This window comes from Stenotrophomonas capsici (genome assembly GCF_034961085.1).
GTDB classification, from domain to species: domain Bacteria; phylum Pseudomonadota; class Gammaproteobacteria; order Xanthomonadales; family Xanthomonadaceae; genus Stenotrophomonas; species Stenotrophomonas capsici.
The window spans coordinates 14,457-35,454 of sequence record NZ_JAYFUH010000260.1 but is presented as its reverse complement, the minus strand read 5'-3'; the positions used below and the strand labels follow the sequence as shown (position 1 = coordinate 35,454).

General features: G+C 68.2%; 20 protein-coding genes. 13 read left to right on the top strand and 7 right to left on the bottom strand.

Annotated features, from left to right (window positions below; translation table 11 throughout):
* The first annotated feature begins 3 nt into the window (after positions 1–3).
* From VA603_RS18660 to VA603_RS18645, 4 genes are read left to right on the top strand one after another with little or no spacing between them, the layout of a single operon-like run.
* Positions 4–600 (top strand): hypothetical protein, encoded by a 597-nt coding sequence (locus tag VA603_RS18660; RefSeq protein WP_323439722.1) that lies wholly within the window; start codon positions 4–6, stop codon positions 598–600.
* Positions 597–1,946, top strand: a complete 1,350-nt coding sequence (locus VA603_RS18655; RefSeq protein WP_323439721.1) for an AMP-binding protein — start codon at positions 597–599, stop codon at positions 1,944–1,946. Before VA603_RS18660 ends, VA603_RS18655 begins: the two co-directional genes overlap by 4 nt.
* Positions 1,943–2,512, top strand: a complete 570-nt coding sequence (gene pnuC, locus VA603_RS18650; protein WP_323439720.1) for a nicotinamide riboside transporter PnuC — start codon at positions 1,943–1,945, stop codon at positions 2,510–2,512. The genes VA603_RS18655 and pnuC overlap by 4 nt, the downstream gene beginning before the upstream one ends.
* A complete protein-coding gene (locus VA603_RS18645; protein ID WP_323439719.1) occupies positions 2,509–3,564 on the top strand; it encodes an AAA family ATPase in 1,056 nt (351 codons plus the stop codon). Before pnuC ends, VA603_RS18645 begins: the two co-directional genes overlap by 4 nt.
* 12 nt (positions 3,565–3,576) lie before the next feature.
* On the opposite strand, the gene VA603_RS18640 is transcribed toward VA603_RS18645, so the two are convergent.
* The 4 genes from VA603_RS18640 to VA603_RS18625 all read right to left on the bottom strand — a co-directional run bounded on the left by VA603_RS18640 (position 3,577) and on the right by VA603_RS18625 (position 7,482).
* Positions 3,577–4,938: an aminotransferase-like domain-containing protein gene (locus VA603_RS18640; RefSeq protein ID WP_323439718.1), complete on the bottom strand. Its 1,362-nt coding sequence runs from the start codon at positions 4,936–4,938 to the stop codon at positions 3,577–3,579.
* Positions 4,939–5,133: 195 nt separating this feature from the next.
* Positions 5,134–5,739: a DUF6436 domain-containing protein gene (locus VA603_RS18635; RefSeq protein ID WP_323439717.1), complete on the bottom strand. Its 606-nt coding sequence runs from the start codon at positions 5,737–5,739 to the stop codon at positions 5,134–5,136.
* Positions 5,736–5,999, bottom strand: coding sequence for a hypothetical protein (locus VA603_RS18630; protein WP_132865620.1), 264 nt, complete (start codon positions 5,997–5,999; stop codon positions 5,736–5,738). The genes VA603_RS18635 and VA603_RS18630 overlap by 4 nt, the downstream gene beginning before the upstream one ends.
* A 70-nt stretch (positions 6,000–6,069) precedes the next feature.
* Complete coding sequence (locus tag VA603_RS18625) at positions 6,070–7,482, bottom strand: aminotransferase-like domain-containing protein (RefSeq protein WP_323439716.1); 1,413 nt, start codon at positions 7,480–7,482, stop codon at positions 6,070–6,072.
* A gap of 185 nt (positions 7,483–7,667) precedes the next feature.
* Here VA603_RS18625 and cyoA point away from each other — a divergent pair, with 185 nt between their 5' ends.
* From cyoA to VA603_RS18600, 5 genes are all read left to right on the top strand, one after another.
* Positions 7,668–8,567 (top strand): ubiquinol oxidase subunit II, encoded by a 900-nt coding sequence (gene cyoA, locus VA603_RS18620; RefSeq protein ID WP_323439715.1) that lies wholly within the window; start codon positions 7,668–7,670, stop codon positions 8,565–8,567.
* 5 nt (positions 8,568–8,572) lie between these two features.
* Complete coding sequence (gene cyoB / locus VA603_RS18615) at positions 8,573–10,555, top strand: cytochrome o ubiquinol oxidase subunit I (RefSeq protein ID WP_323439714.1); 1,983 nt, start codon at positions 8,573–8,575, stop codon at positions 10,553–10,555.
* Between the two features lie 5 nt (positions 10,556–10,560).
* Positions 10,561–11,181 (top strand): cytochrome o ubiquinol oxidase subunit III, encoded by a 621-nt coding sequence (gene cyoC, locus VA603_RS18610; RefSeq protein ID WP_425603753.1) that lies wholly within the window; start codon positions 10,561–10,563, stop codon positions 11,179–11,181.
* 2 nt (positions 11,182–11,183) lie between these two features.
* The gene (gene cyoD / locus VA603_RS18605; protein WP_132865615.1) at positions 11,184–11,516 is read left to right on the top strand and encodes a cytochrome o ubiquinol oxidase subunit IV; all 333 of its coding nucleotides are present in this window, start codon (positions 11,184–11,186) and stop codon (positions 11,514–11,516) included.
* Positions 11,517–11,593: 77 nt separating this feature from the next.
* Complete coding sequence (locus tag VA603_RS18600; RefSeq protein ID WP_323439712.1) at positions 11,594–12,289, top strand: SCO family protein; 696 nt, start codon at positions 11,594–11,596, stop codon at positions 12,287–12,289.
* A gap of 95 nt (positions 12,290–12,384) precedes the next feature.
* On the opposite strand, the gene VA603_RS18595 is transcribed toward VA603_RS18600, so the two are convergent.
* Both VA603_RS18595 and VA603_RS18590 read right to left on the bottom strand, forming a co-directional pair.
* Positions 12,385–13,839 (bottom strand): amidohydrolase family protein, encoded by a 1,455-nt coding sequence (locus VA603_RS18595; RefSeq protein WP_323439711.1) that lies wholly within the window; start codon positions 13,837–13,839, stop codon positions 12,385–12,387.
* Between the two features lie 49 nt (positions 13,840–13,888).
* The gene (locus VA603_RS18590; protein WP_313252598.1) at positions 13,889–14,518 is read right to left on the bottom strand and encodes an ankyrin repeat domain-containing protein; all 630 of its coding nucleotides are present in this window, start codon (positions 14,516–14,518) and stop codon (positions 13,889–13,891) included.
* Between the two features lie 167 nt (positions 14,519–14,685).
* Here VA603_RS18590 and VA603_RS18585 point away from each other — a divergent pair, with 167 nt between their 5' ends.
* Together VA603_RS18585 and VA603_RS18580 are read left to right on the top strand one after the other, a co-directional pair.
* Positions 14,686–15,567, top strand: coding sequence for a LysR substrate-binding domain-containing protein (locus tag VA603_RS18585; protein WP_132865611.1), 882 nt, complete (start codon positions 14,686–14,688; stop codon positions 15,565–15,567).
* A 121-nt stretch (positions 15,568–15,688) separates the two neighbouring features.
* Positions 15,689–16,102 (top strand): H-NS histone family protein, encoded by a 414-nt coding sequence (locus VA603_RS18580; RefSeq protein ID WP_132865610.1) that lies wholly within the window; start codon positions 15,689–15,691, stop codon positions 16,100–16,102.
* A 178-nt stretch (positions 16,103–16,280) separates the two neighbouring features.
* Here the strand turns inward: VA603_RS18580 and VA603_RS18575 are convergent, their stop codons facing one another.
* Positions 16,281–17,963, bottom strand: a complete 1,683-nt coding sequence (locus VA603_RS18575; protein ID WP_323439710.1) for a tetratricopeptide repeat protein — start codon at positions 17,961–17,963, stop codon at positions 16,281–16,283.
* 239 nt (positions 17,964–18,202) lie between these two features.
* Here VA603_RS18575 and bla point away from each other — a divergent pair, with 239 nt between their 5' ends.
* Positions 18,203–19,063, top strand: a complete 861-nt coding sequence (gene bla / locus VA603_RS18570; RefSeq protein ID WP_132865608.1) for a subclass B3 metallo-beta-lactamase — start codon at positions 18,203–18,205, stop codon at positions 19,061–19,063.
* 185 nt (positions 19,064–19,248) lie between these two features.
* Positions 19,249–20,949, top strand: a complete 1,701-nt coding sequence (locus tag VA603_RS18565; RefSeq protein WP_323439709.1) for a serine hydrolase domain-containing protein — start codon at positions 19,249–19,251, stop codon at positions 20,947–20,949.
* Positions 20,950–20,998: the final 49 nt, after the last annotated feature.

Genomic DNA, 20,998 nt, shown 5'->3' with positions numbered 1-20,998 from the left:
TTCATGCCTGACATGCCCATGACCACCGGCCCGTCGCTCGACGTCCTGTTGCGTCGCCTGCTCGACACGCCTCCGGACTTCCTCGACCCGCCACGGCGCGGCCGCGAAGGGCAGCTGCACGTTGCCGCCGTGGTCAACGACGTGTTGGCGATGCACGGCACGGCGATGGCATCGTCGCTGCGTGTGACCTTGTCGGGCGGATTGCAGGGGGTCAACGCGAACCAGTTGAGCCTGTCGGCGGTGATGGCGTGGTTGCTGGCCGATGCGACGTGGCAGTCGTTCGATCGCGATGGCGAACAGTTGCAGGCGTTGTTCAGCGAGGCGGTGCCGGCGCTGGCGACCGAGGCGGCGGCGACGCGTTACGTGCTGGAGCCGGACCGGCGCGAAGAGCTGGCACGTACCACCATCGCGCGGCTGGGCCTGTTGCCCGCCGGCGAAACCGCGGCACAGGCGGCCGACCGGCTGGCCAGCGTCAGCGGGGTGGAGCGGCGCCGCCTGCTCGAGGCCAGCCGCGCCGCCGAAGCGCGTGCACGTGCCATCCGTGAAGCCCTGGCGCGCAAGGCGGCCGAGGAATCGGCGGACAAGTGGACGCGCGAGTGAGCCAGGCACCCACCGATGCCGAGCGCTATCCGACCCTGAGCGAAGAGGGCCGGCGCTTGCTGCAGCGGATGCGCGAGCATCCGGCCGCGCCGATCTTCCGCAACCAGAGCGGCAACCGCCTGTTGGCCGAGGAGGTGACGCAGCTGCGTGCCTATGAGCAGCAGGTGATGGCGGCACGGTTTGAATGGCAGCCCGGTGTGCCGCCGCCGTGGTTGGCGGGGTTCCTCGACGCGGTGCATGCACAGGTGCCGTACTTTCGTGCGCGCGGCCGTGGCACGGCGTTCGAGGCGCTGCCGACCACCGACCGGGGCGACCTGGCCGCCGACATCGCCCGCTTCGTGCCCGACCCGGTGCCGCTGGAGCGGATGATGAACTTCCGTACCACCGGCACCACCGGCCATCCGTTGGTGCTGCCGTCGCACCCGGTGGTGGCCGCGCGTTACCTGGCCTACCACAAGCGTGCGCTGGCCCGGTTCGGCATCGGCCTGCAGCATGGGCGCGGGCAGATGGGGGTGATGCTGCTGGGCATGCAGCAACGCTGCTTCACCTATGTGTCGGTGACGCCGACGATGGATGAGTCGGGGCTGGCCAAGATCAACCTGCACCCCAACGATTGGCGCGACGTGGACGACCGCGCGCGCTACATCGACCAGATGCAGCCGGAAGTGATCGCCGGCGACCCGATCTCGTTCGCCACCCTGCTCCAACTGCCACTCTCGCACCGCCCGCGCGTGCTGCTGTCGGTGTCGATGGCCTTGTCGACCGGCCTGCGCACCGCGCTTGAAGCGCGCTTCGGTTGCCCGGTGCTGGACCTGTACTCGATGAACGAAGCTGGCCCGCTGGCGGTGCACGACGATGCCTATGGTGGCCATGTGCTGCTGCAGCCGGGCATGTACGTGGAAGTGGTGGATGCGGCGGGCCGGGCATTGCCGGCCGGGCAGGAAGGCGAGATCACCCTGACCGGTGGTTTCAACTTCTGCCTGCCGCTGCTGCGCTACCGCACCGGCGACCGCGGCGCACTGGCGATGGCCGGTGACGTGCCGATGATCGTCGGCCTGCAGGGCCGGCGCCCGGTGCGCTACCTCACTGCCAACGGCCGCTGGATCAACAACATCGACGTGAGCCACGCGCTGGCCCCGTTGCCGTTGTCGCGTTACCGCGTGCACCAGCACGCTGATGCGGGCATCACCCTGCACCTGCCGGTGGCGGAGGCCGGGTTGGCCGATGATGCCGTCGCCCGCCTGCAACAGGCCCTGGACGGACGCGCCGTGCAGGTGCAGCGGCTGCATGCCGAAGACAAGCTGCTGCAATACACCACTGACTTACCGGAAGGCTTCACCGCATGACCGTTCTTGAAATCGCCGCCAACGTGATGGCTGCCGCTTCGATCCTGCTGGCCGCGCGCAACAGCGTGCACACCTGGTGGACCGGCATCGTCGGTTGCTCGTTGTTCGGCCTGTTGTTCTGGCACACCCAGTTGTACGCCGACGTGCTGCTGCAGGTGTTCTTCGTCGTGGCCAGCCTGTTCGGCTGGTGGAACTGGCATGCAAGCGCCAACCATGCCGCGCTGCCGATCCAGCGCACGCGGTTGCGCAGCTTTGTGCTGATGAGCGTGGCCGCCGTGCTGGCCGCACTGGCCTACGGCACGCTGCTGCACCGTTTCACCGACGCCTATGCGCCGTTCGCCGACTCGGCGGTGCTGTGCCTGTCGGTGCTGGCACAGCTGCTGTTGATGCAGCGGCGGGTGGAAACCTGGCCGGTGTGGATACTGGTCAACAGCATCGCCGTGCCACTGTACGCTTCGCGCGGCTTGAGCCTGACCTCGGTGCTGTATGCCGCGTACTGGCTCAACGCCTGGCTGGCGTGGCGGCATTGGCACCGGCTATGGCGGGCGCAGGAAGCGCGCGCGTGAAGCCGCATCGCGTGGGGCTGGTGGTGGGCAAGTTCTGCCCGCTGCACCGCGGGCACCAGGTGCTGCTGGACCATGCGCAGGCCGCCTGCGAGCGGCTGGTCGTGGTCAGCTACACCCGGCCCGAGTTCGATGGCCTGTGGCCGGCGCGGCGCGAGCAGTGGTTGCGCAATCTGTATCCGCAGGCACAGCACTGGGTGCTGGATGACGCGCGGCTGGCCGCGCTCTGCCAACAACGCGGCGTGCCGGTGCGGGTGCTGCCGCGCAACGACGAGGACGATGCGACGCACCGTCAATTCGTGGCCTGGCTGCTGCACGAGATCGTACGGAGCGACGTCGATGCGGTGTTCACCAGCGAGGCCTACGGGCCGGGCTTCGCCGAGGTGTTGTCGCAGGAGCAGCAACAGCGCGGTGGGCGCGCGGTCGTGCATGTCGCGGTGGACCCGGCGCGCGTGCGCGTGCCCACCTCGGGCACCGCGATCCGCCGCGACCTGCACGCGCACCGGCAGCTGCTGGCGCCGCAGGTGTACGGCGACTTCGTGCGCCGGGTGGTGCTGCTGGGCGGGGAATCGACCGGCAAGTCGACGCTGGCGATCCATCTGGCCCAGCGCTGCGGCAGTGTGCATGCCGCCGAGTACGGCCGCGAGCTGTGGGAAGCACAGGATGGCGTACTGCAGGAGGCGGACCTGCTGCGGATCGCGCGCACCCAGGTGGCGCGTGAAACGCAATTGCTGGCCGATGCGCGGCGTTGGCTGGTCTGTGATACCTCGCCGTTGACCACGCTGCTGTATGCGCAGGCGATGTTCGATCGCGCTGCCCCGGCGCTGGTCGCGCTGGCCACGCGCCGCTACGACCTGGTGCTGCTGTGCGGGCCGGACGTGCCGTTCGTGCAGGATGGCACCCGCCGTGACCCGGCATTCCGGCAGTGGCAACACGATTGGTATGTGCGCGAGCTGGACGCACGCGGCGTGCCCTACCAGACCTTGCACGGGGACTGGCAGGCGCGCACGCAGGCCGCCTGGCAGGCATTGCAGCAGGCCGACGCGGTGGCCTGAGGGGCGTGCGTTTCAGCCCTGCAGGCGTGCCGGGGCGGTGTCGGTGAGCAGCTGGTTGATGCGGCGCAGGGCACTTTCCAGTTGGCGGCGGTCCGGCGCCAGCCCGAGGGAGAGCCGCACACCATCGTGCAGGGGCTGGTCCACGGCACTGAAAGTGGACGACGGGGAGACCGCCAGGCTCTGCAGCTGCGCTGCATGTGCGAACGCGGTGTCGGTCCACGGTGGCGGCATCGTGCACCAGGCATGCAGGCCGCCGACCTGCGCACGCAGATACGGGCTGAGCAGGTGATCGGCCAGGCGTGCGCGCTCGCGTGCTTCAGCCAGGGCCTGCTCCAGCAGCGCCTGCGCCGAGCCGTCCAGCAGCAGCTGGCTGGCCAGCGCCATGCCGAACGGCTGGCCCATCAGGCACAGTGCCCGCAGCACGCGCGCCAATGTTTCGGCGTGCGCGGCCGACGGGCAATGCACGAACGCCGTGCGCAGGCCGGGGCTGATCGCCTTGGACAAGGTGGAGACGTAGTGCACGTGCGCCGGGGCGAAGGCCGCGATCGGCGCCGGCCTGCTGGCATCGTGGTGCCAGTACGGGTCGTCCTCGATGGCGAGCAGGTCGTGTTGCTGCAGCACGCGCGCCAGTTCGGCGCGACGCAGCGGCGGGATGGTCAGCGCGGTCGGGTTGTTGCAGGTCGGGTTGAAGTACACCATGCGTGCGCCGTGCAGCCGCGCGGCACGCTCCAGCTGGTCCGGGCGCATGCCGTCGGCATCGGCATCGACCGCGATCAGGCGGCGCCCGAGCGAGTCGGCCAACTGCAGCAAACCGGGGTAGACCAACCGGTCGCACAGTAGCGCATCCCCTTCGCGGGTCTGGCTGACCAGCAGCGCGGTCAGGGCGAACTGCGCGCCTTCGGCGACCACCAGCCGGGCTTCATCCACCTTGCCCAGCATCGGTTCCAGCCAGCCGGTCGCCGCGTGCAGGTCGGTGCGGCTGCCGCCGGTGAGGTGGTAGGTCATCAGGTTGGGCGCGTTGCTGCGTGCGAGCACGGCGGCGGCACCGCGGCGCAACGCGTCATTCAACGCGGCGGCATCCGGTACCGGCGGCACGTTCATGCTCATGTCCACCGGCTGCCCGAAGGCGGCCTTGGGCGGGGCGATGAAGCTGCCCTGCGGTCCGCGTGCCTCGATCAAGCCACGCCGGCGCGCTTCATCGAAGGCGCGCGTGACCGTGGTCAGGTCGATGCCCAATTGCTTGGCCAATGCACGCTGCGAAGGCAGGCGATGCCCGGGTGCCAGCTCGCCGGTGTTCACGGTGCGCTCGATCGTATCGACGATGCGCAGGTAGATCGGCCCGTTGCTGGCCAGCGCGTTGTCGATCCAGGTCATCGCGCACCTCCGTGGAAGCGGGGCAGGGCTGCGACAAACGGTCGCGCCATGTAGGGAGGATGTCGTGCCCTATCGTTTACCTCAGCGGCGGGCGCCTGCTCACAACCATCGGTCGGTTGGAGTGGGTGCCCGCTGTTTTTCGTGGACGCGCGGCGGCGCCGCGCAACGAGGGCGAAGGGAAGGCACATGGCGATGTCAGGGCGTGGTTTGCCAGCGGCAATAACAACCGACGGCGAGCAGGCCGCGCGGGCGCACGGGCTTGCCGGAGACCAGCTTGTCCAGGATCGGCTCGACGAAGCTGTTGGCCGAGTTGCACACCATGCCGATGCTGTACGGGCCGGCGTAGGCGAGGTGGCCATCGCGGTCCCAGATCGCCACCGCCGGGCTGGCCGGGATCTGCTCCACGCCGGTGAGGGTGGGCAGTTCCTGCAGGCGGCCCTTGAGGTAGTCGGGCAGCTCACCGGTGGTGCCGGGACGACGCACCGCATAGAAGTCGATGCCGGCGCGGCGGTACATGCTGATCAGGTAGCTCAGGTGCGCACCGGTTTCGCGATTGCAGACCGTGCAGGCCGGGTCCCAGAAGTGCACCACGCGGATGCGGCCATTGGCACCGGCCAGGTCAAGCGGCAGCTGCAGTTGCGCGTCGTCGAACACGATGGCCTGCTCGGCGAAGCTGGCCTGTTCGCTGAAGCCGAAGTACTGCCACAGCGCCACGCCCACGCCGAGCATGAAGACGCAGGCCGCGGCGATCAGCAGGCGCATGCCACGGCGACGCGCAGGCGTCGCGGGAGGGGTGTTCACGACGCAGTGCCTGCGCCGAACTTGTGCTCGTACTGCTTGACCATTTCCCGGCACGAATCGGCCTGGGCGCGGCGGTAGATCTCGGTGCGGTCAGGCGCGCGGCTGCGCTCCCAGCACTGGGCGATGGCCGCCTGTTCGGCGGCCTGCACGCTGGCGGTCTGCGGGCGGGTGCAGACATAGGCCAGCGAGGCCAGGGCCAGACCGACGAAGCCGGCGCAGCCGAACATGACCAGGTGGAATTTCAGCTTGTCCCGACGCATAACGAAGCACACGCATATCCATACAAGATTAAAACTCTATCATTTTTGTATGGATATGACCGGGGAGGGGCTAGACGATGGTCTGGGTCCGCGTCTCAGGTGCTGTCGAGATTATCTCGGTCAGGCGGGTCAGCGCTGCGGCCAGGCTGGGCTGGTCGACTGCCCCGCCCAGCGACAGGCGGATCGCGTTGCCGGCCTGCTCCTCGATGCTGAATGCCTCCGAGCTGGCGATGCCCAGGCCTTGGGCCTGCGCGGTCTGGATCAGCCGGTACTGGTCCAGCCGCGCGGGCAGCGGCAGCCACAGGTGCAGGCCTGCCGGATGCGCCTGGTAGGGCGTGGGCAGGAGGCGTGCGGCGATCTGCTGTCGCTGGCGCAGTTCCTGCTGGAAGCGGCGCACCATCTCGTCGGCCTGGCCGCTGCGGATCCAGTGCGAGGCCACCGCCACCATCGATTGGGTCGGCATCAGCGCGATCGAACGCAATGCGTCGAGCACCGGTTCCATCGGCTCGCCCGGCGGCACTACCAGATAGGCCGTGCGCAGGCCCGGCGCCAGGCACTTGGACAGGGTGGAGACGTAGTAGACCGGCGCCTGCGGGCTGCTGTCGACGGCCAGCGGCGCGGCGGCATCGCCGGCCAGCAGCCAGTATGGGTCGTCCTCGACCACGGCCACGCCGTACCGGCGTGCCACCGCGAGCAGGGCGCTGCGGCGGGCCTGCGACAGGGTTGCCGTGGTCGGGTTCTGGATGGTGGGGATCAGGTAGACCAGGCTTGGCTTGCGCTGCTGGCAGGCCGCTTCCAGCGCCTCCGGGAGCATGCCTTCGGCGTCCATCGCGATCGGCGCGATGCCCCGCTGCAGCACGCGCGCGGCGGCCAGCAGGCCGGGATAGGTGAGCTGTTCGGCGGCGATCACGTCGCCGGGTTGGGTCCTGGCCAGCAGGATCGCGCACAGCGCGGCCTGGGCGCCGGGGCAGATCACCACCCGTTCCGGGGCGACGGTGCCCAGCATCGGGGCCAGCCACTGCACGGCCGCGGCACGGTCCTCGCGCGAGCCGGCGCCGACGTGGTAGCTCATCAGCTCGCCCTGGCCCAGTTGCTGGCTGAGCTGGTGGAAGCCGCGTTCCATGCCCTGCGCGAACGGTCCGCTGCCCAGCAAGGGGGGGATGTTCATGCTCAGGTCTACCGAGGTGGCGCTGTTGCCGGCGGACAGGGCGATGAAGGTGCCGCCGGCGCCCTGTGCGTCGAGCAGTTCGGACTGGCGCAGCTCGGCATAGGCGCGGGTCACCGTGGTCAGGTCCACCCCCATCTGCTGGGCCAGGTCGCGTTGCGGCGGCAGCCGGTCGCCCGGTTGCAGCACGCCGTCATCGACCGCGGCGCGGACCTGCTGGGCGATCTGCAGGTACAGCGGGCCGGCACCCTCGGTGAATGGGCGGACCCAGGTCCGGTTCGGCTTTTTCAGGCGTCGGCCAGTGGCGTGTTGCTGCATCGGGGAGGCACCTTCCATACATGGCATGTGCATCAAGCCATACAATGATGTATCTTGTATGGACTTGACTGGGGCGGAGTTCCTTTTGTAGGTGCCGCCGTATGGACAGTGTAGCCGCTCCGCGCGCCCGCGCCGGGTGCTGGATGTCCTCGGTCAAACAGCTCCTTCAACCGGGTCGACCTTCAATGAATATCTGCTGGAAACGCATCCGCCCAGCGCTGGCCGCTTTGGCATGCGTGGGATTGGCTGGCTGCAACTGGGCGTTGCTGGACTCCAAGGGGGACGTGGGCCTGGCCCAGCGCGACCTGATCCTGATCTGCATCGGGCTGATGCTGATCGTGGTGATCCCCGCCATCGTGCTGACCTTCGTGTTCGCCTGGCGCTACCGCGCGGGCAATACCGCCGCCCGCTACATGCCCGACTGGGCGCACTCGACCAAGGTGGAAGTGGTGGTGTGGGGCGTGCCGCTGATCATCATCGCGGTGCTGGCCGCCATCGTGTGGAAGTCCACCCATGACCTCGACCCCTACAAGCCGCTGGACATCCCCGGCGAGCCGCTGCACGTGGAAGTGATCGCCACCGACTGGAAGTGGGTGTTCGTCTACCCGGACCTGGGCATCGCCACGGTCAACCAGCTCAACTTCCCGGCCAAGCGCCAGTTGGCGTTCGACATCACCTCCAACTCGACGATGAATACCTTCTTCATCCCGCAGCTGGGCGGGCAGATCTACGCGATGGCCGGCATGCGCACGCAGCTGCACCTGGTGGCCAACGAACCGGGTGAGTTCCGCGGCATGTCCGGCAACTACAGCGGCCACGGCTTCTCCAACATGAAGTTCACCGCCACCGCGATGACGGATGCGCAGTTCGATGCGTGGGTCGCCGAGGTGCGCAGTGCGCCGGAACAGCTCAGCTTCGATGCGTTCAAGCAGCTGGCCGCACCCAGCCGCAAGGCGCCGGTGCGTCACTTTGCCTCGGTCGAGCCGCTGCTGTTCAAGAAGGTCATCGACCAGTTCATCGGCGTGGGCGAGAACACCGCAGCCAGTTCGGGCCATCACGCAGAAACCCAGGCCTCGCAGGAGTAATGAGCATGTTCGGCAAGTTGACGTGGGACGCCGTGCCGCTGCACGAGCCGATCGTCGTGGTGACATTGTTGGGCATGGTGCTCGGCGGCCTCGCGCTGCTGGGCGCGGTGACCTATTTCAAGCTCTGGGGCACGCTCTGGCGCGACTGGTTCACCACCGTGGACCACAAGAAGATCGGCATCATGTATGTCGTGGTGGCGTTGGTGATGCTGGTGCGCGGCTTCGCCGACGCGCTGATGATGCGTGCGCAGCTGGCCGCCGCCGGCCCGGGCAGCGAGGGCTTCCTGCCGCCGGAGCACTACGACCAGATCTTCACCGCGCATGGCGTGATCATGATCTTCTTCGTCGCCACGCCGTTCGTGGTCGGCCTGATGAACATCATCGTGCCGCTGCAGATCGGTGCGCGCGACATGGCGTTCCCGTTCCTCAATGCCTTCAGCTTCTGGATCTTCGTGGTCGGCGCCGCGTTGATGATGATCTCGCTGGGGGTTGGCGAGTTCGCGATGACCGGCTGGGTCGCCTATCCGCCGCTGTCGGGGCTGGAGTTCAGCCCGGGGGTGGGTGTCGATTACTACATCTGGGCATTGCAGGCGTCGGGCGTGGGCACACTGCTGACCGGCGTCAACCTGTTCATCACCATCCTGCGCATGCGTGCGCCGGGCATGACCCTGATGAAGATGCCGGTGTTCACCTGGACCGTGCTGGTCACCAGCGTGATCATCATCGCCGCGTTCCCGATCCTGACCGTCGCGCTCGGTGCGTTGACGCTGGACCGCTACCTGGACTTCCACTTCTACACCAATGACCTGGGTGGCAACCCGATGATGTACGTCAACCTGGTGTGGGCCTGGGGCCACCCGGAGGTGTACATCCTGGTACTGCCGGCGTTCGGCATCTTCTCTGAAGTCACCGCCACCTTCGCGCGCAAGAAGCTGTTCGGCTACAAGTCGATGGTGGGCGCGACGCTGGCGATCGGCATCCTGTCGTTCGTGGTGTGGTTGCACCACTTCTTCACCATGGGCTCGGGCGCCAGCGTCAATGCGTTCTTCGGCATCATGACGATGATCATCGCCATCCCCACCGGCGTGAAGATCTTCACCTGGCTGTTCACCATGTACGGCGGACGCGTGGAGTTCAGCGTGCCGATGCTGTGGACCATCGCCTTCCTGGTGACGTTCACCATCGGCGGCATGACCGGCGTCCTGCTGGCCATCCCGGGCGCGGACTTCCTGCTGCACAACAGCCTGTTCCTGGTCGCCCACTTCCACAACACCATCATCGGTGGCGCGTTGTTCGGCTACCTGGCCGGCTTCGCCTACTGGTTCCCGAAGGTGTTCGGCTTCACCCTCAATGAGCGCCTGGGCAAGTGGTCCTTCGCCTGCTGGGTGATCGGCTTCTACCTGGCCTTCATGCCGCTGTACATGCTCGGCTTCATGGGCATGACCCGGCGCATGAACCAGTACGACAACCCGGCGTGGACACCGTACCTGATCGTGGCCTTCGTCGGTGCATTGTTCGTGTTCGCGGGCATCGTGCTGATGCTGGTGCAGATCTACGTCAGCATCCGCGACCGCAAGAAAAACCTGGACATCACCGGCGACCCGTGGAATGCCCGCACGCTGGAATGGGCAACGCCCTCGCCGCCGCCGTTCTACAACTTCGCCGTGGTACCGAAGGCCGACCAGCTCGATGCCTTCCATGAGGCCAAGAAGGAAGGCCTGCCACCGCCACCGAAGGCCTACGCGCCGATCCACATGCCGAAGAACACCGGCGTGCCGCTGATCCTCAACGTCTGGATCCTGGTGCTGTGCTTCGCCTTGATCTGGCATATCTGGTGGATGGCCGGCGCCAGCTTCGTGGCGATGATCGTGACCCTGATCGTGCGCTCCTACGACGAGGACGTGGACTACTACGTCAGCGCCGAGGAAGTGACGCGCATCGAGAACCAGCACCAGAGCAAGCTCAAGCAGCACGGGGTGACCGCATGAACCTGATGTCCAACACCGCCGCCATCACCGAGCCGGTGGCCGACCACGGCCACGATGACCACGGCCATGCGCAGGGCGGCATGAAGGTCTTCGGCATGTGGATCTACCTCATGTCCGACCTGGTGCTGTTCGGCTCGCTGTTCGCTTCCTACGCGGTGCTCAGCACCGCTTATGCGGGCGGGCCGACCGGCAAGGAGCTGTTCTCGCTGCCGTTCGTGATGGTGGAAACCTTCGTGCTGCTGTTCTCCAGCATCACCTACGGCCAGGCCGTGCTGGCCATGCACCGCCAGAACAAGCAGGCGGTGCTGGCGTGGCTGGGCGTGACGTTCGCGCTCGGCGCCACCTTCATCGGCATGGAGCTGTTCGAGTTCAGCCATCTGATCCACGAAGGTGCCGGGCCCAGCACCAGTGCCTACCTGTCGGCGTTCTTCGCGCTGGTCGGCACCCACGGCCTGCACGTGGCCAGCGGCCTGCTGTGGATGGCGGTGGTGATGCACCAGGTGCATCGCCGCGGCCTGACCGCCACCAATGTCACCCGCATTTCCTGCCTGAGCCTGTTCTGGCACTTCCTGGACCTGGTCTGGATCTGCGTGTTCACCTTCGTCTATCTGGTTGGAGCGTTCTGAGCATGTCCGACATCGATACTTCCCGCGCCGGTGGCGGCCACGGTTCCACCCGTTCCTACCTGATCGGCTTCGTGATCTGCGCGGTACTGACCGTCATCCCGTTCCTGCTGGTGATGAACCCGACGCTGTCGCGGCCGTTGACGCTGTTCCTGCTGGTGGCCTTCGCCGTGGTGCAGATCATCGTGCAGCTGGTCTACTTCCTGCACATGAACCGCTCCTCGGAAGGCGGCTGGAACCTGGCCAGTTTCGTTTTCACGCTGGTCATCCTTTTCATCGTGGTCGCGCTCTCGGTCTGGATCATCTGGAGCATGCACTTCCACATGATGGTCAACTGACGCCGTCGCACGGGCCGGCAGGCAACTGCCGGCCCGTTGCGTGTCCGTCGGAGGCCGTCCCTCGCATTGCCAACGCCATGTCCCGTCATTCCTCCCTCGCCACCGGCCTGGCCGCGTTGGCACGCACGTTCTCCCTTCCCGTCGTGCTGGTCACCGCCGCCAGCCTGCTGCTGGTCGCCTGCGCGGCCAAGCCCAAGCTCGACTATTACGGCAAGGACATCTCCTGCCAGGACCTGGGCCAGCACTGGACGCTGCCCGACAGCGCCGGCGTCAGCCGCTCGCCGGCCGACTTCCAGGGCAAGGTCACCTACCTGTTCTTCGGTTTCACCAGCTGCCCGGACGTGTGCCCGACCACGATGGTCGAGCTGGGCCAGGTCAAGCACCTGATGGGCTCGGATGCAGACAAGCTGCAGGTGGTGTTCGTCACCGTCGACCCCGAGCGGGATACGCCTGCGGTCGCGCAGACTTACGTGAAAGCCTTCGACCCCAGCGCGACCGCGTTGGTCGGTGATGCCGATCAACTGGCCGCCATGGCGTCGCGCTTCAAGGCGTTCTATGAGCGCGAGGACGGCCCGGTGCCCGGCGCGTACGCGATGACGCATACCGCGGGCGGCTACCTGCTCGACCGCCAGGGCAGGGTGCGCCTGTTCGTGCCGTTCGGCATGCCGGTGGAGCAGTTGTTCTCCGACATCCAGCGGCTCACGCTGGAGCCGGACCATCCGGTCAAGGCACCGGGTGCGGGGCTGTGCCCGGGCGTGGCCGGCAAGGGCTGAGCCGGTCAGGCGGGGACGCCTGCACGTCCCCTTGGTCGAATCCACGGATGGCGCGCGTGCGCCATGCGGTCACGCACGCCGGCCGAAGTGCCGGTTCAATCGGCGGCGTCGGCCGCGTTCCAGGCCTTCACCTGCGCACGGGTGGCGTCGAGCAGTGCATCCAGCGCCGCGCGGTCCTGGACCTGGCCGCGCAGGATCACCGTATTGATCGCGGTGGTCGCACCGATGTCCTGCAGCGGATTGCGCTCCAGCAGCACCAGGTCGGCGGCCTTGCCGGCCTGCACCGCGCCGTAGCGGTCGAGCTTGCCGAACCAGGCCGGGCCGGCGCGGGTCGCCGCCGCCAGCGCCTGCGGTGCGCTCAACCCTTCACGCACGTACAACGCCAGTTCGTTGTGCAGGCCGATGCCGGGATAGTTGTACGAGTTGAGGAAGCCCGCATCGGTGCCGGCCATGATCTGCACGCCGGCCTGCTGCAGCATCGGCAACACCGCGGCGACCTGCGCGTAGTGCGCATGGCGGTCCTGGATCTGCTGTGGCGTGGCCTTGGCGGCACGGTCCACGCGCCAGGCATAGGTCTTGCGTAGGCCCGGGCCGATATACGCCAGGTAGGCGTCGTCGGCATGCGGTTCGACGTCGAGGAAATCGATGATGCGCCCACCGTCCAGGGTCGGGGTCACCGCCACGCCGTGTTCGGCGAAGCGGCGGTAAGCCGCCATCGCGGTGTCGCGGTCGAAGCCGCCGCGCAGCCGGCGGTTGGCCTCGGCGCGGTCGATGCGCCCGGCGGCGAAGTCGGCGGCGATGGCCGCCTCGTCCTTCACCCCGGCCTTGAACGCGTAGTCCAGGTGTTCGATCGAACTGATGCCCGCATCGACGGCCTGCTCCACGGTCAGCGCCATCGGGATGTGGCCGGAGGTGCGCAGGCCACGCTGCCTGGCCTGGCGCAGCGCGTACAGGAACAGTTCGGGCTTGAGCGTGCTGTCGGTGATCTTCACGAAGTCCACCTGGTCGCGCTGCTCGCGGTCCAGCGCAGCGTCCACGCCGGCTTCGTCGCCGGCCTCGAGGGTGCCTTTCCAGACCGGCGCGATGCCTTCGATCTTGGCGCCGGAGGTGAACAGCTGCGGCCCGAACAACTGCCCGGCCGCGATCTGCCCGCGCCACGACAACACCTGCTCGGGCAGGTCGCCGGAGGCGTCGCGCACGGTGGTGATGCCATGCGCCACGTACAGTGGCAGCAGCGCCTTGTTCTCCTCGACCAGGGCCGGGCCACCACCGAAGTGGACGTGCATGTCCCACAACCCGGGGATCAGGTAACGGTTACCGGCATCGACCACCTGCGTGGCCTGCCACTGCCGGGCCAAGCTGGCGTCATCGCCGACGGCGACGATGTCCTGGCCGCGGATGGCCACCGCCTGGCCGGGCTGCAGGCGGGCGTGCTCCACGTCGACCACGGTGGCATGGCGGATCAGCACATCGGCGCTGGACGGGGCAGCCAGCGCCGGCAGCGCAACCGCGAACAGGGCCGAAATGGCCAAGGAAAGCGTGGTCTTCATCAGGGGTTCTCGTGGGCCGCGCGGGTGCGCAGGGGAAAGGACGCCGTGCTCATCGCGCGTTGGCGGCGAGCAGCAGGCGGATGTTCTCGGCCTGGCCGCGTTGGCGGGCATGCTGCAGCGGCGTGATGCCATTGCCGTCGGCGAGGTTGACGTCGGCCCCGGCGTCGATCAGCAGCTTCACGATGGCCACGTGATCCGGGCCGCCGTCGCCGAGGATGATGGCCTCCAGCAGCGCGGTCCAATCCAACCGGTTGACGTGGTCGACATCGACGCCGGCCTGGATCAGCGTGCGCACCACCTCCACGTGCCCGCGTTCGGCCGCCGGGATCAGCGCGGTGCCGCCATAGCGGTTGGTGCTGCGCAGGTCGGCGCCGTGCTGCAGCGTCAGTTCCAGGATCTCGCGTTGGCCGCTGGCACCGGCGAGCAGGTAGGCACTGTCCAGGATCCGGTCCTTGGCGTTGACGTCGGCACCGGCATGGATCAGCACGCGCGCGGTATCGGCGCGGCGCTGGCGCACGGCGGCCAGCAGCGGGGTGCGGCCTTCCCCGTCGCGGGCCTCCAGCGGGGCGCCGCGTTCGAGCAGGGCAGTCACCTGCCGGGCGTCGCCGTGCGTGGCGGCCTGGTGCAGCGCTTCAGCCAGTGCCGGCTCGCCGGCGCCGGCCGAACAGGAGGTCAGCATGGCCGCGGCCAATGCATGCGTGGTGACCCAATGCCGGGTAGCCATGATGTCGTCTCCAGATGCGTGGCGCGGGCGCGCCGCTTGCCGTTCCAGACCGCCGGCGCAGTTGCCCGGGGCTGGCGCCGATGCTACAAGTCGGCCGCTCCATCCAGAAATGAAATATGGCGATGGGTGATATTCAGAAATCAAATAGGTCGATCTTCGACCTCGATCTGCTGCGTGCATTGGTGACGGTGGCTGACTGCGGCAGCTTCACGGCCGCGGCCACGCGCCTGCACTCGACCCAGTCCACCATCAGCCAGAAGGTGCGGCGGCTGGAGGAGCTGGCGGGGCAGCGCCTGCTCGACCGTGGCGTGCGCGATGCGCGCCCCACCGACATCGGCGAGACGGTGCTCGGCTATGCGCGCCGGATGCTGGCCTTGAACGAGGAACTGGCCGCCGCGTTGTCCGGCGAAGGAGCGGGCACCACCATCCGCATCGGCGTGCCCGAGGACTTCGCCGCCGGCCGCACCACCCGGTTGCTGGCCGACTTCAGCCGTGACCACCCGCGCGTGAAGCTGGAGGTCAGCAGCGGGCTGAGCCGCGGCCTGGCCGAAAGCTACGACCGTGGCGAACTGGACCTGGTGCTGGTCAAGCAGCGCCGCGGCAGCCGCGAGGGCCTGGCCTGCTGGCCCGAGCCGATGTGCTGGATCGACGCCGCCGCCGCGCCCACCTTCGCGCAGGACCCGGTGCCGCTGGTGGCCTTCCCCCCGCGTGGGCTGTACCGCGAGGACATGATCGATGCCGTCGAGGCGCTGGGCCGGCGCTGGCGGATCAGCTTCACCAGCTCCAGCCTGGGCGGGATCCAGGCCGCGGTCGCCGACGGCCTGGGCATCAGCCTGCTGCCGGCACGCGCGGTGACCGCCGCGCACGTGGTGCTGGGTCCGGCGAGTGGACTGCCGGTGGTGGACAGCATCGAGCGGGTGCTGCTGCAGCGTCCCTCGGCCGAACCGGAGGTCAAGACGCTGGCGGCGATGCTGGTGCGGATGCTCGGCGAGGAGCCGGCCTGATCGCGGGTGCCGGTGCTGGCGGGGTATCCGCCGCCGCATGTCCGGACGAGGGCGGCGACGCGCTAAACTGCCTGCAACCGGGTGTCCATGCCCCGGCCTGTTTTTCATGGGATCCCTACCAATGACGATAGACCTGACTTCCTTGAGCGTGCGGGAGTTGAACCAGCTGATCCGCACCGCGGAACAGACGCGCAAGGCGCTTGTCAGCCGCCCACCTGCCGAGAAGGTGAAGAAGCAGCTGACCGCGCTGGCCAGGAAGGCCGGTTACACGATCGAGGAAGTGTTCGGAGAAGGCACGGACGGAGGCGCTGCACCGCGTACGCGCCGCCGCAAGCTGCCCAAGGTGGCCATCAAGTACCGTGACCCGGAGAACCGCCGCTACACCTGGACCGGCCGCGGCAAGATGCCGCGCTGGCTCGCCTCCAAGGTTCGCTTCGGCCAGGACCCGGTCGATTTCCTCGTCCCCGGCGTGGCCAAGCTCACGCCCAAGGCGGCCCCGGCCAACCCGAAGCGCAAGTTGTTCAAGCAGGGCTGATGGCTCGTGCCCCTTGCGCACATATGCGGCAAGGGCATGCCAATGACGACGAACAGAGGGCAGGGCACACCGCGCAGGCACCTCGACGCCGGCGCCGGTCCGCGTCGTGATGGCGCGCGATGAAGTGCACCTGGGACGAAGTGCGGCTACGTCCGTATCGTGACGTGGCAGCAGGCACTCAATACCGCGCCGAGGTCAGCGGCGCATCGGCCCATTGCCAGGCGTCACGTTGCTGGCGCGAGGTCTCGCGTGCGGCGTCGGCCTGGCCCATCGCCTGTTGCGCCTGCGCCAGGCCGAACAGCGACCAGCCGTTGGCGGGATAGGTCTTCAGGTCCTGCTGGAAGACATCGGCGGCGGCCTTGGCATCGCCCGCTTCCAGCAGCGCGGCGCCCAGGTAGGGACGGATCGGCAACGGCCAATCGGCGGGCTCGTTGTAGGCCAGTGCGTCCTCGGCGGTGGCGGCCTCACGTAGTGCGGCGATGGCGTCGGCGGGCTTGCCCTGTGCGCGCAGCAGTTCGCCGCGCAGCAGGGCGTCGGCAATGCGCAACACGGCATCGGCGTGGTTGATGTCGAAGAAGCTCACCTGCGCCATCGCCGGGTCCAGCGTGATCGCGTGCAATGCCTCGGCTTCGCGCGCGGCATCGGCCAGGGCCCCCTTGCGCAGCTGCGCCATGCCGCGCGCGAAATGGCCGATCGCCGAGGGATACGGCAATGCCGGTGCCTGCGCGGTGTCGGCGAGGATGGCGTCCCAGTCACCGAAGCGCACCTGGGTGAGCAACGGCGTGACCACGAACTGCTGCATGAACTGCATCGGTGCCTCGCCCATCGCGGCTTGGTCGGCACGTCGCGCGGTCTGGCTGGCCGCTTCCATCGCCAGCGTGCGCGAGCCGGTGAGGCCGCTGGTCATTGTCGCGAAGTGCCAGTTGTGTGGCACGTAGCCGAGCGGATAGACGCCGTTGCTGCCGCGACAGACCGCGAGGAAGTCCTTGTCCGCGGTGCTCGCTGCCAGGTTGGTCAGGGTGGCGTCGTGGTAGCGGCCCAGGCGGATGTAGATGTGTGCCGGCATGTGCACCAGATGGCCGGAACCGGGGGCGAGCGCGGCCAGGGCGTCGGCGTGGCGCTCGGCGCGGCGTGGGTCGGGGGAGGCTTCGACCGCATGGATGTAGTAGTGCATGGCGCCGATATGGCGCGGATTGCGGGCCAGCACGCGTTCCAGTTCGCCGACGAGGCGTGCGGTGAATTCGGCGGGCGTGCCGTCCGCGCTCCAGTAGGCCCAGGGCGAGAGATCCATCAGGGCTTCGGCGTACAGCGTCGCGGCATCGTCATCGGCGGGAAACGCCTGGACCACGCGCGCCATCGCATCGGCATAGGCCCGGTCCAGCGGCTTGCGGTCTTCCGGTGCGGGCGCGGCATAGCGGGCCTGCAGCGCCTGGATCAGCGCACGGTCGGCGGGGCGCGCATTGCCGGCCAGTGCGGCGGCCTTGGCCGCGAGCATCGCGGCGTCACCGGCCAGCGACGGATCCATCGGCAGGTTGATGTTCGGCCCGAGCACCAGTGCCTGGCCCCACACGCACATCGCGCACTGCGGGTCCAGCCGCGCCGCTTCGGCGAAGGAGCGGGCCGCAGCCTCGTGGTTGAAGCCGTAGGCCAGGCGCAGGCCCTGGTCGAAATAGCGCTGGGCAGCCGGCACGCGGGTGCCAACGTCACGATGCAGGTCCCCGAACGTTTCGAACAGCGGCACGGCCGTGCCGGGCGGTGCCGCCGCGGTCCCGGCCGGTTGCGATGTGCCGCGGTCGCAGCTGGCCGACAACAGCGTGGCAAGCGCGGCGAGGGACAGCAGGAGCGGGGTTCGACGGGTCATCGGGGTCACTCCATGACAGGCACGGCGGACGATACTGCCGGCGAATGCGGGATGTGATAGCGCCGCGTTAAGCACGCGCCAAATGTTGATTCCGGCACATCGGCGCCAGTCCGGCGCCGCGCGCCACCGCCCCCGGCGTGGCATGAGAAAACCTGATGGCTGGGCCGAAATCTGCTCGATTGTGGGCGATGCCGGTGCGGCGCATCGTTCGGTTCCCTCCACACAACGAAGGCGCACGCATGAAGATTGGCAACGGGTTTGGCATCCTCGCCACCGCACTGGCCGCGGCCAGCGTCTGGCCGGCGCTGGCGGCCGATCCGGCGGAATGGTCGGCACCGGTCGCGCCCTTCCAGGTCGCGGGGAACGTGCACTACGTCGGTACCGAAGGATTGTCCGCGTACCTCATCACCACGGAGGCGGGGGCGATCCTGCTGAATGCCACCCTGCCGGAGAACGCGGCACTGATCGAACGCAACATCGAGAGCCTCGGCGTACGCCTGGCCGAGGTGAAGCTGCTGATCAGCGACCACGCCCATGCCGACCATGTCGGTGCGATGGCGCGGATCAAGCGCGACACCGGCGCACGCGTGATCGCCAGCGAGGGTGACCGCTGGGCCCTGGAGAACGGACGCAACCAGGGCGACAACAACTACGGCATCCAGCCATTTGAGCCAATCCGGGTCGACCAGGTGGTCAGCGACGGCGAACGGGTGCGCCTGGGCGATGTCGAACTGACCGCGCACCTGACGCCGGGGCATACGCGTGGCTGCACCAGCTGGAGCATGACGGTGAACGACCGGGGCACGCCGCGCGAGGTGCTGTTCCTGTGCAGCATCACCGTGGCCGGCAATACCCTGGTCGGCAATCGTGCCTATCCCCGCATCGTCGAGGACTACCGCACCACCTTCGCCAAGCTGGCGGTGATGCGCGCCGACATCGTGCTGACCAGCCACCCGTCGGTGGCCGAGGTACTGGAGCGGGAGCAGCAGCGTGCGCGCGGGGACGATGATGCATTCATTGATCCGGCGTTGCTGCCGCGGCTGGTGCGGCAGTTCAGCCAGGAATTCGAGCAGACGCTGGTCAAGGCCAGTCAGCCCTGAGAATGCTCCGGGGCCGGTGAGGGTGCTGGCATGGCGCAGCCTCGCTGCAGGCGATGATCGGAGACATCGAGCCGGTGTGGTTGGGCGACAGCAATCGAGGGAGTTTCCGCTTCTGTGTCCAACGACACATGTCCGCGCGCTGCTGGAGTGCAAGCATCGCCCCTTTGCAGAGGGCAGGTGCATCCATGGCTTACACGCTCAATCGCCGCTCTTTCCTGGCCAGCACGGCCGCGCTGCCGGCCGTGGGCCTGGTTCCTGCCAGTGCCGCGCTCGCCGCCGCGGCGCCTGCCGGCATGGCTTCACTCATCGATGGCGAGCGCAGCGCCATCGTGTCCGCCATGGCCGGCAGCAGGATCGGCGCGACCGCGGTCTGCCTTGTGCAGGATGGGACACCGCAGTGGGTGGAAGGGTTTGGCCACACCACCGACGTGGACGGGCAGGCGGTCGATGCCCGCACGCTTTTCAGCATCCAGTCCACCTCCAAGCATTTCGCCGCCGTCGCGGTGTTGCTGGCGGTGCAGGATGGCCTGCTCGATCTGGATGCGCCCATCACCCGCTACCTGCCGGCGTTCACGGTGAACAGCCGCTTCGAGCGCGCGCCGCAGGAGCGGATCACCCTGCGCCTGTTGTTGGCCAACCGCGCCGGCTTCACCCATGAAGCACCGGTGGGAAACAACTATGACGCTGCTTCTCCCGATTTCGAGACGCACGTGCGCAGCATCGAGAAGACCTGGCTGCGCTTCCCGGTGGGTGAGCGTTACCGCTACTCGAACCTCGGCTTCGACCTGGCCGGGCATATCCTGGAGCGGGCCGTGGGCATGCCGTATGCGCAATGGCTGCAGACGCGGTTGTTCGCGCCGCTCGGCATGCAGGACAGCACCGCCGACGCGGCGGTCCACCAGGCGCGCGCCAACCGCGCGCGCGGTCTCCAGGAGGGCCATGCGGAAGTGCCTTCGGTGACGCCGCTGCTCGTGTCCGGCGGGGTGTGGACCAGTGCCCGCGACATGGCGACCTACCTGGCGTTCATGCTTTCCGGCGGACGCCACGCGGGCCGCCAGCTGCTGGCGCCGGCGTCATGGAAGCAGATGCATGGCTTCGGGCTGGGCGGTGACTACGGGCTGGGCGTGATGCGTACCGAGCGACGCTACGGCCAGAGTCCGGTGCGCCTGCTGCACCATCGAGGCGGAGGTTTTGGCTTCGGCTGCGTGTTCACCTACTGCGTGGAAGCGGGTGTGGGCTTCGCGGCCATGTTCAATCGCGCCACCTCGGCCGGCTATCGCTTTGGTGACGCGGTGATCGATCAATTGCTGGCGGCCCGCTTCGGGCCACGCGCACCGCGGTTGCCGGCCTCGGCGCTGGCCACGATCCATCCGACCCCGGCGCGGGTGCGTGCCTTCGTTGGCCATTGGATCGGTCGCAACGTGCGCGCGCAGATCCGCAGCGATGACGAGGGACGCCTGCACCTGCATCGAACGGAGGGTGAGCCCGGTGTCGCGCTCGGCGTGATGGATGTCGATGCGGTGTTCACCGTGGACGCGGAGGGCGAGGTGGTCAACTATCGCTACCACGCCGCCACCGGCGACCAGCCAGCGCATCTGGAATGTGCATCGGGCGAGGAGAGCCTTGACCACAATGACGGCCCGGACCTGCCACGCGGTCCGGACACGCCGCAGTGGGAGCGTTGGCTGGGCCGCTACCGCATCGACCAATGGGGCCGCTCCTCGATGGTGGTCGAGGTGGAGCGGCGCTCGGGGTGGTTGTACCTGGATGGAACACGGCTGGTCGTTGAAACCGAGCCAGGCCTGTTCTTTACCAGCGACGGCGAGGCGGTGGACTTCCGTGGGCCGGTGCCCACCTGGCGCAATCTTCGCCTGCAGCGCGTGTGAGCGCGATGCGGGGCATGGGCTGATCGGGCGCGCAGCGGAAGCGTGCAAT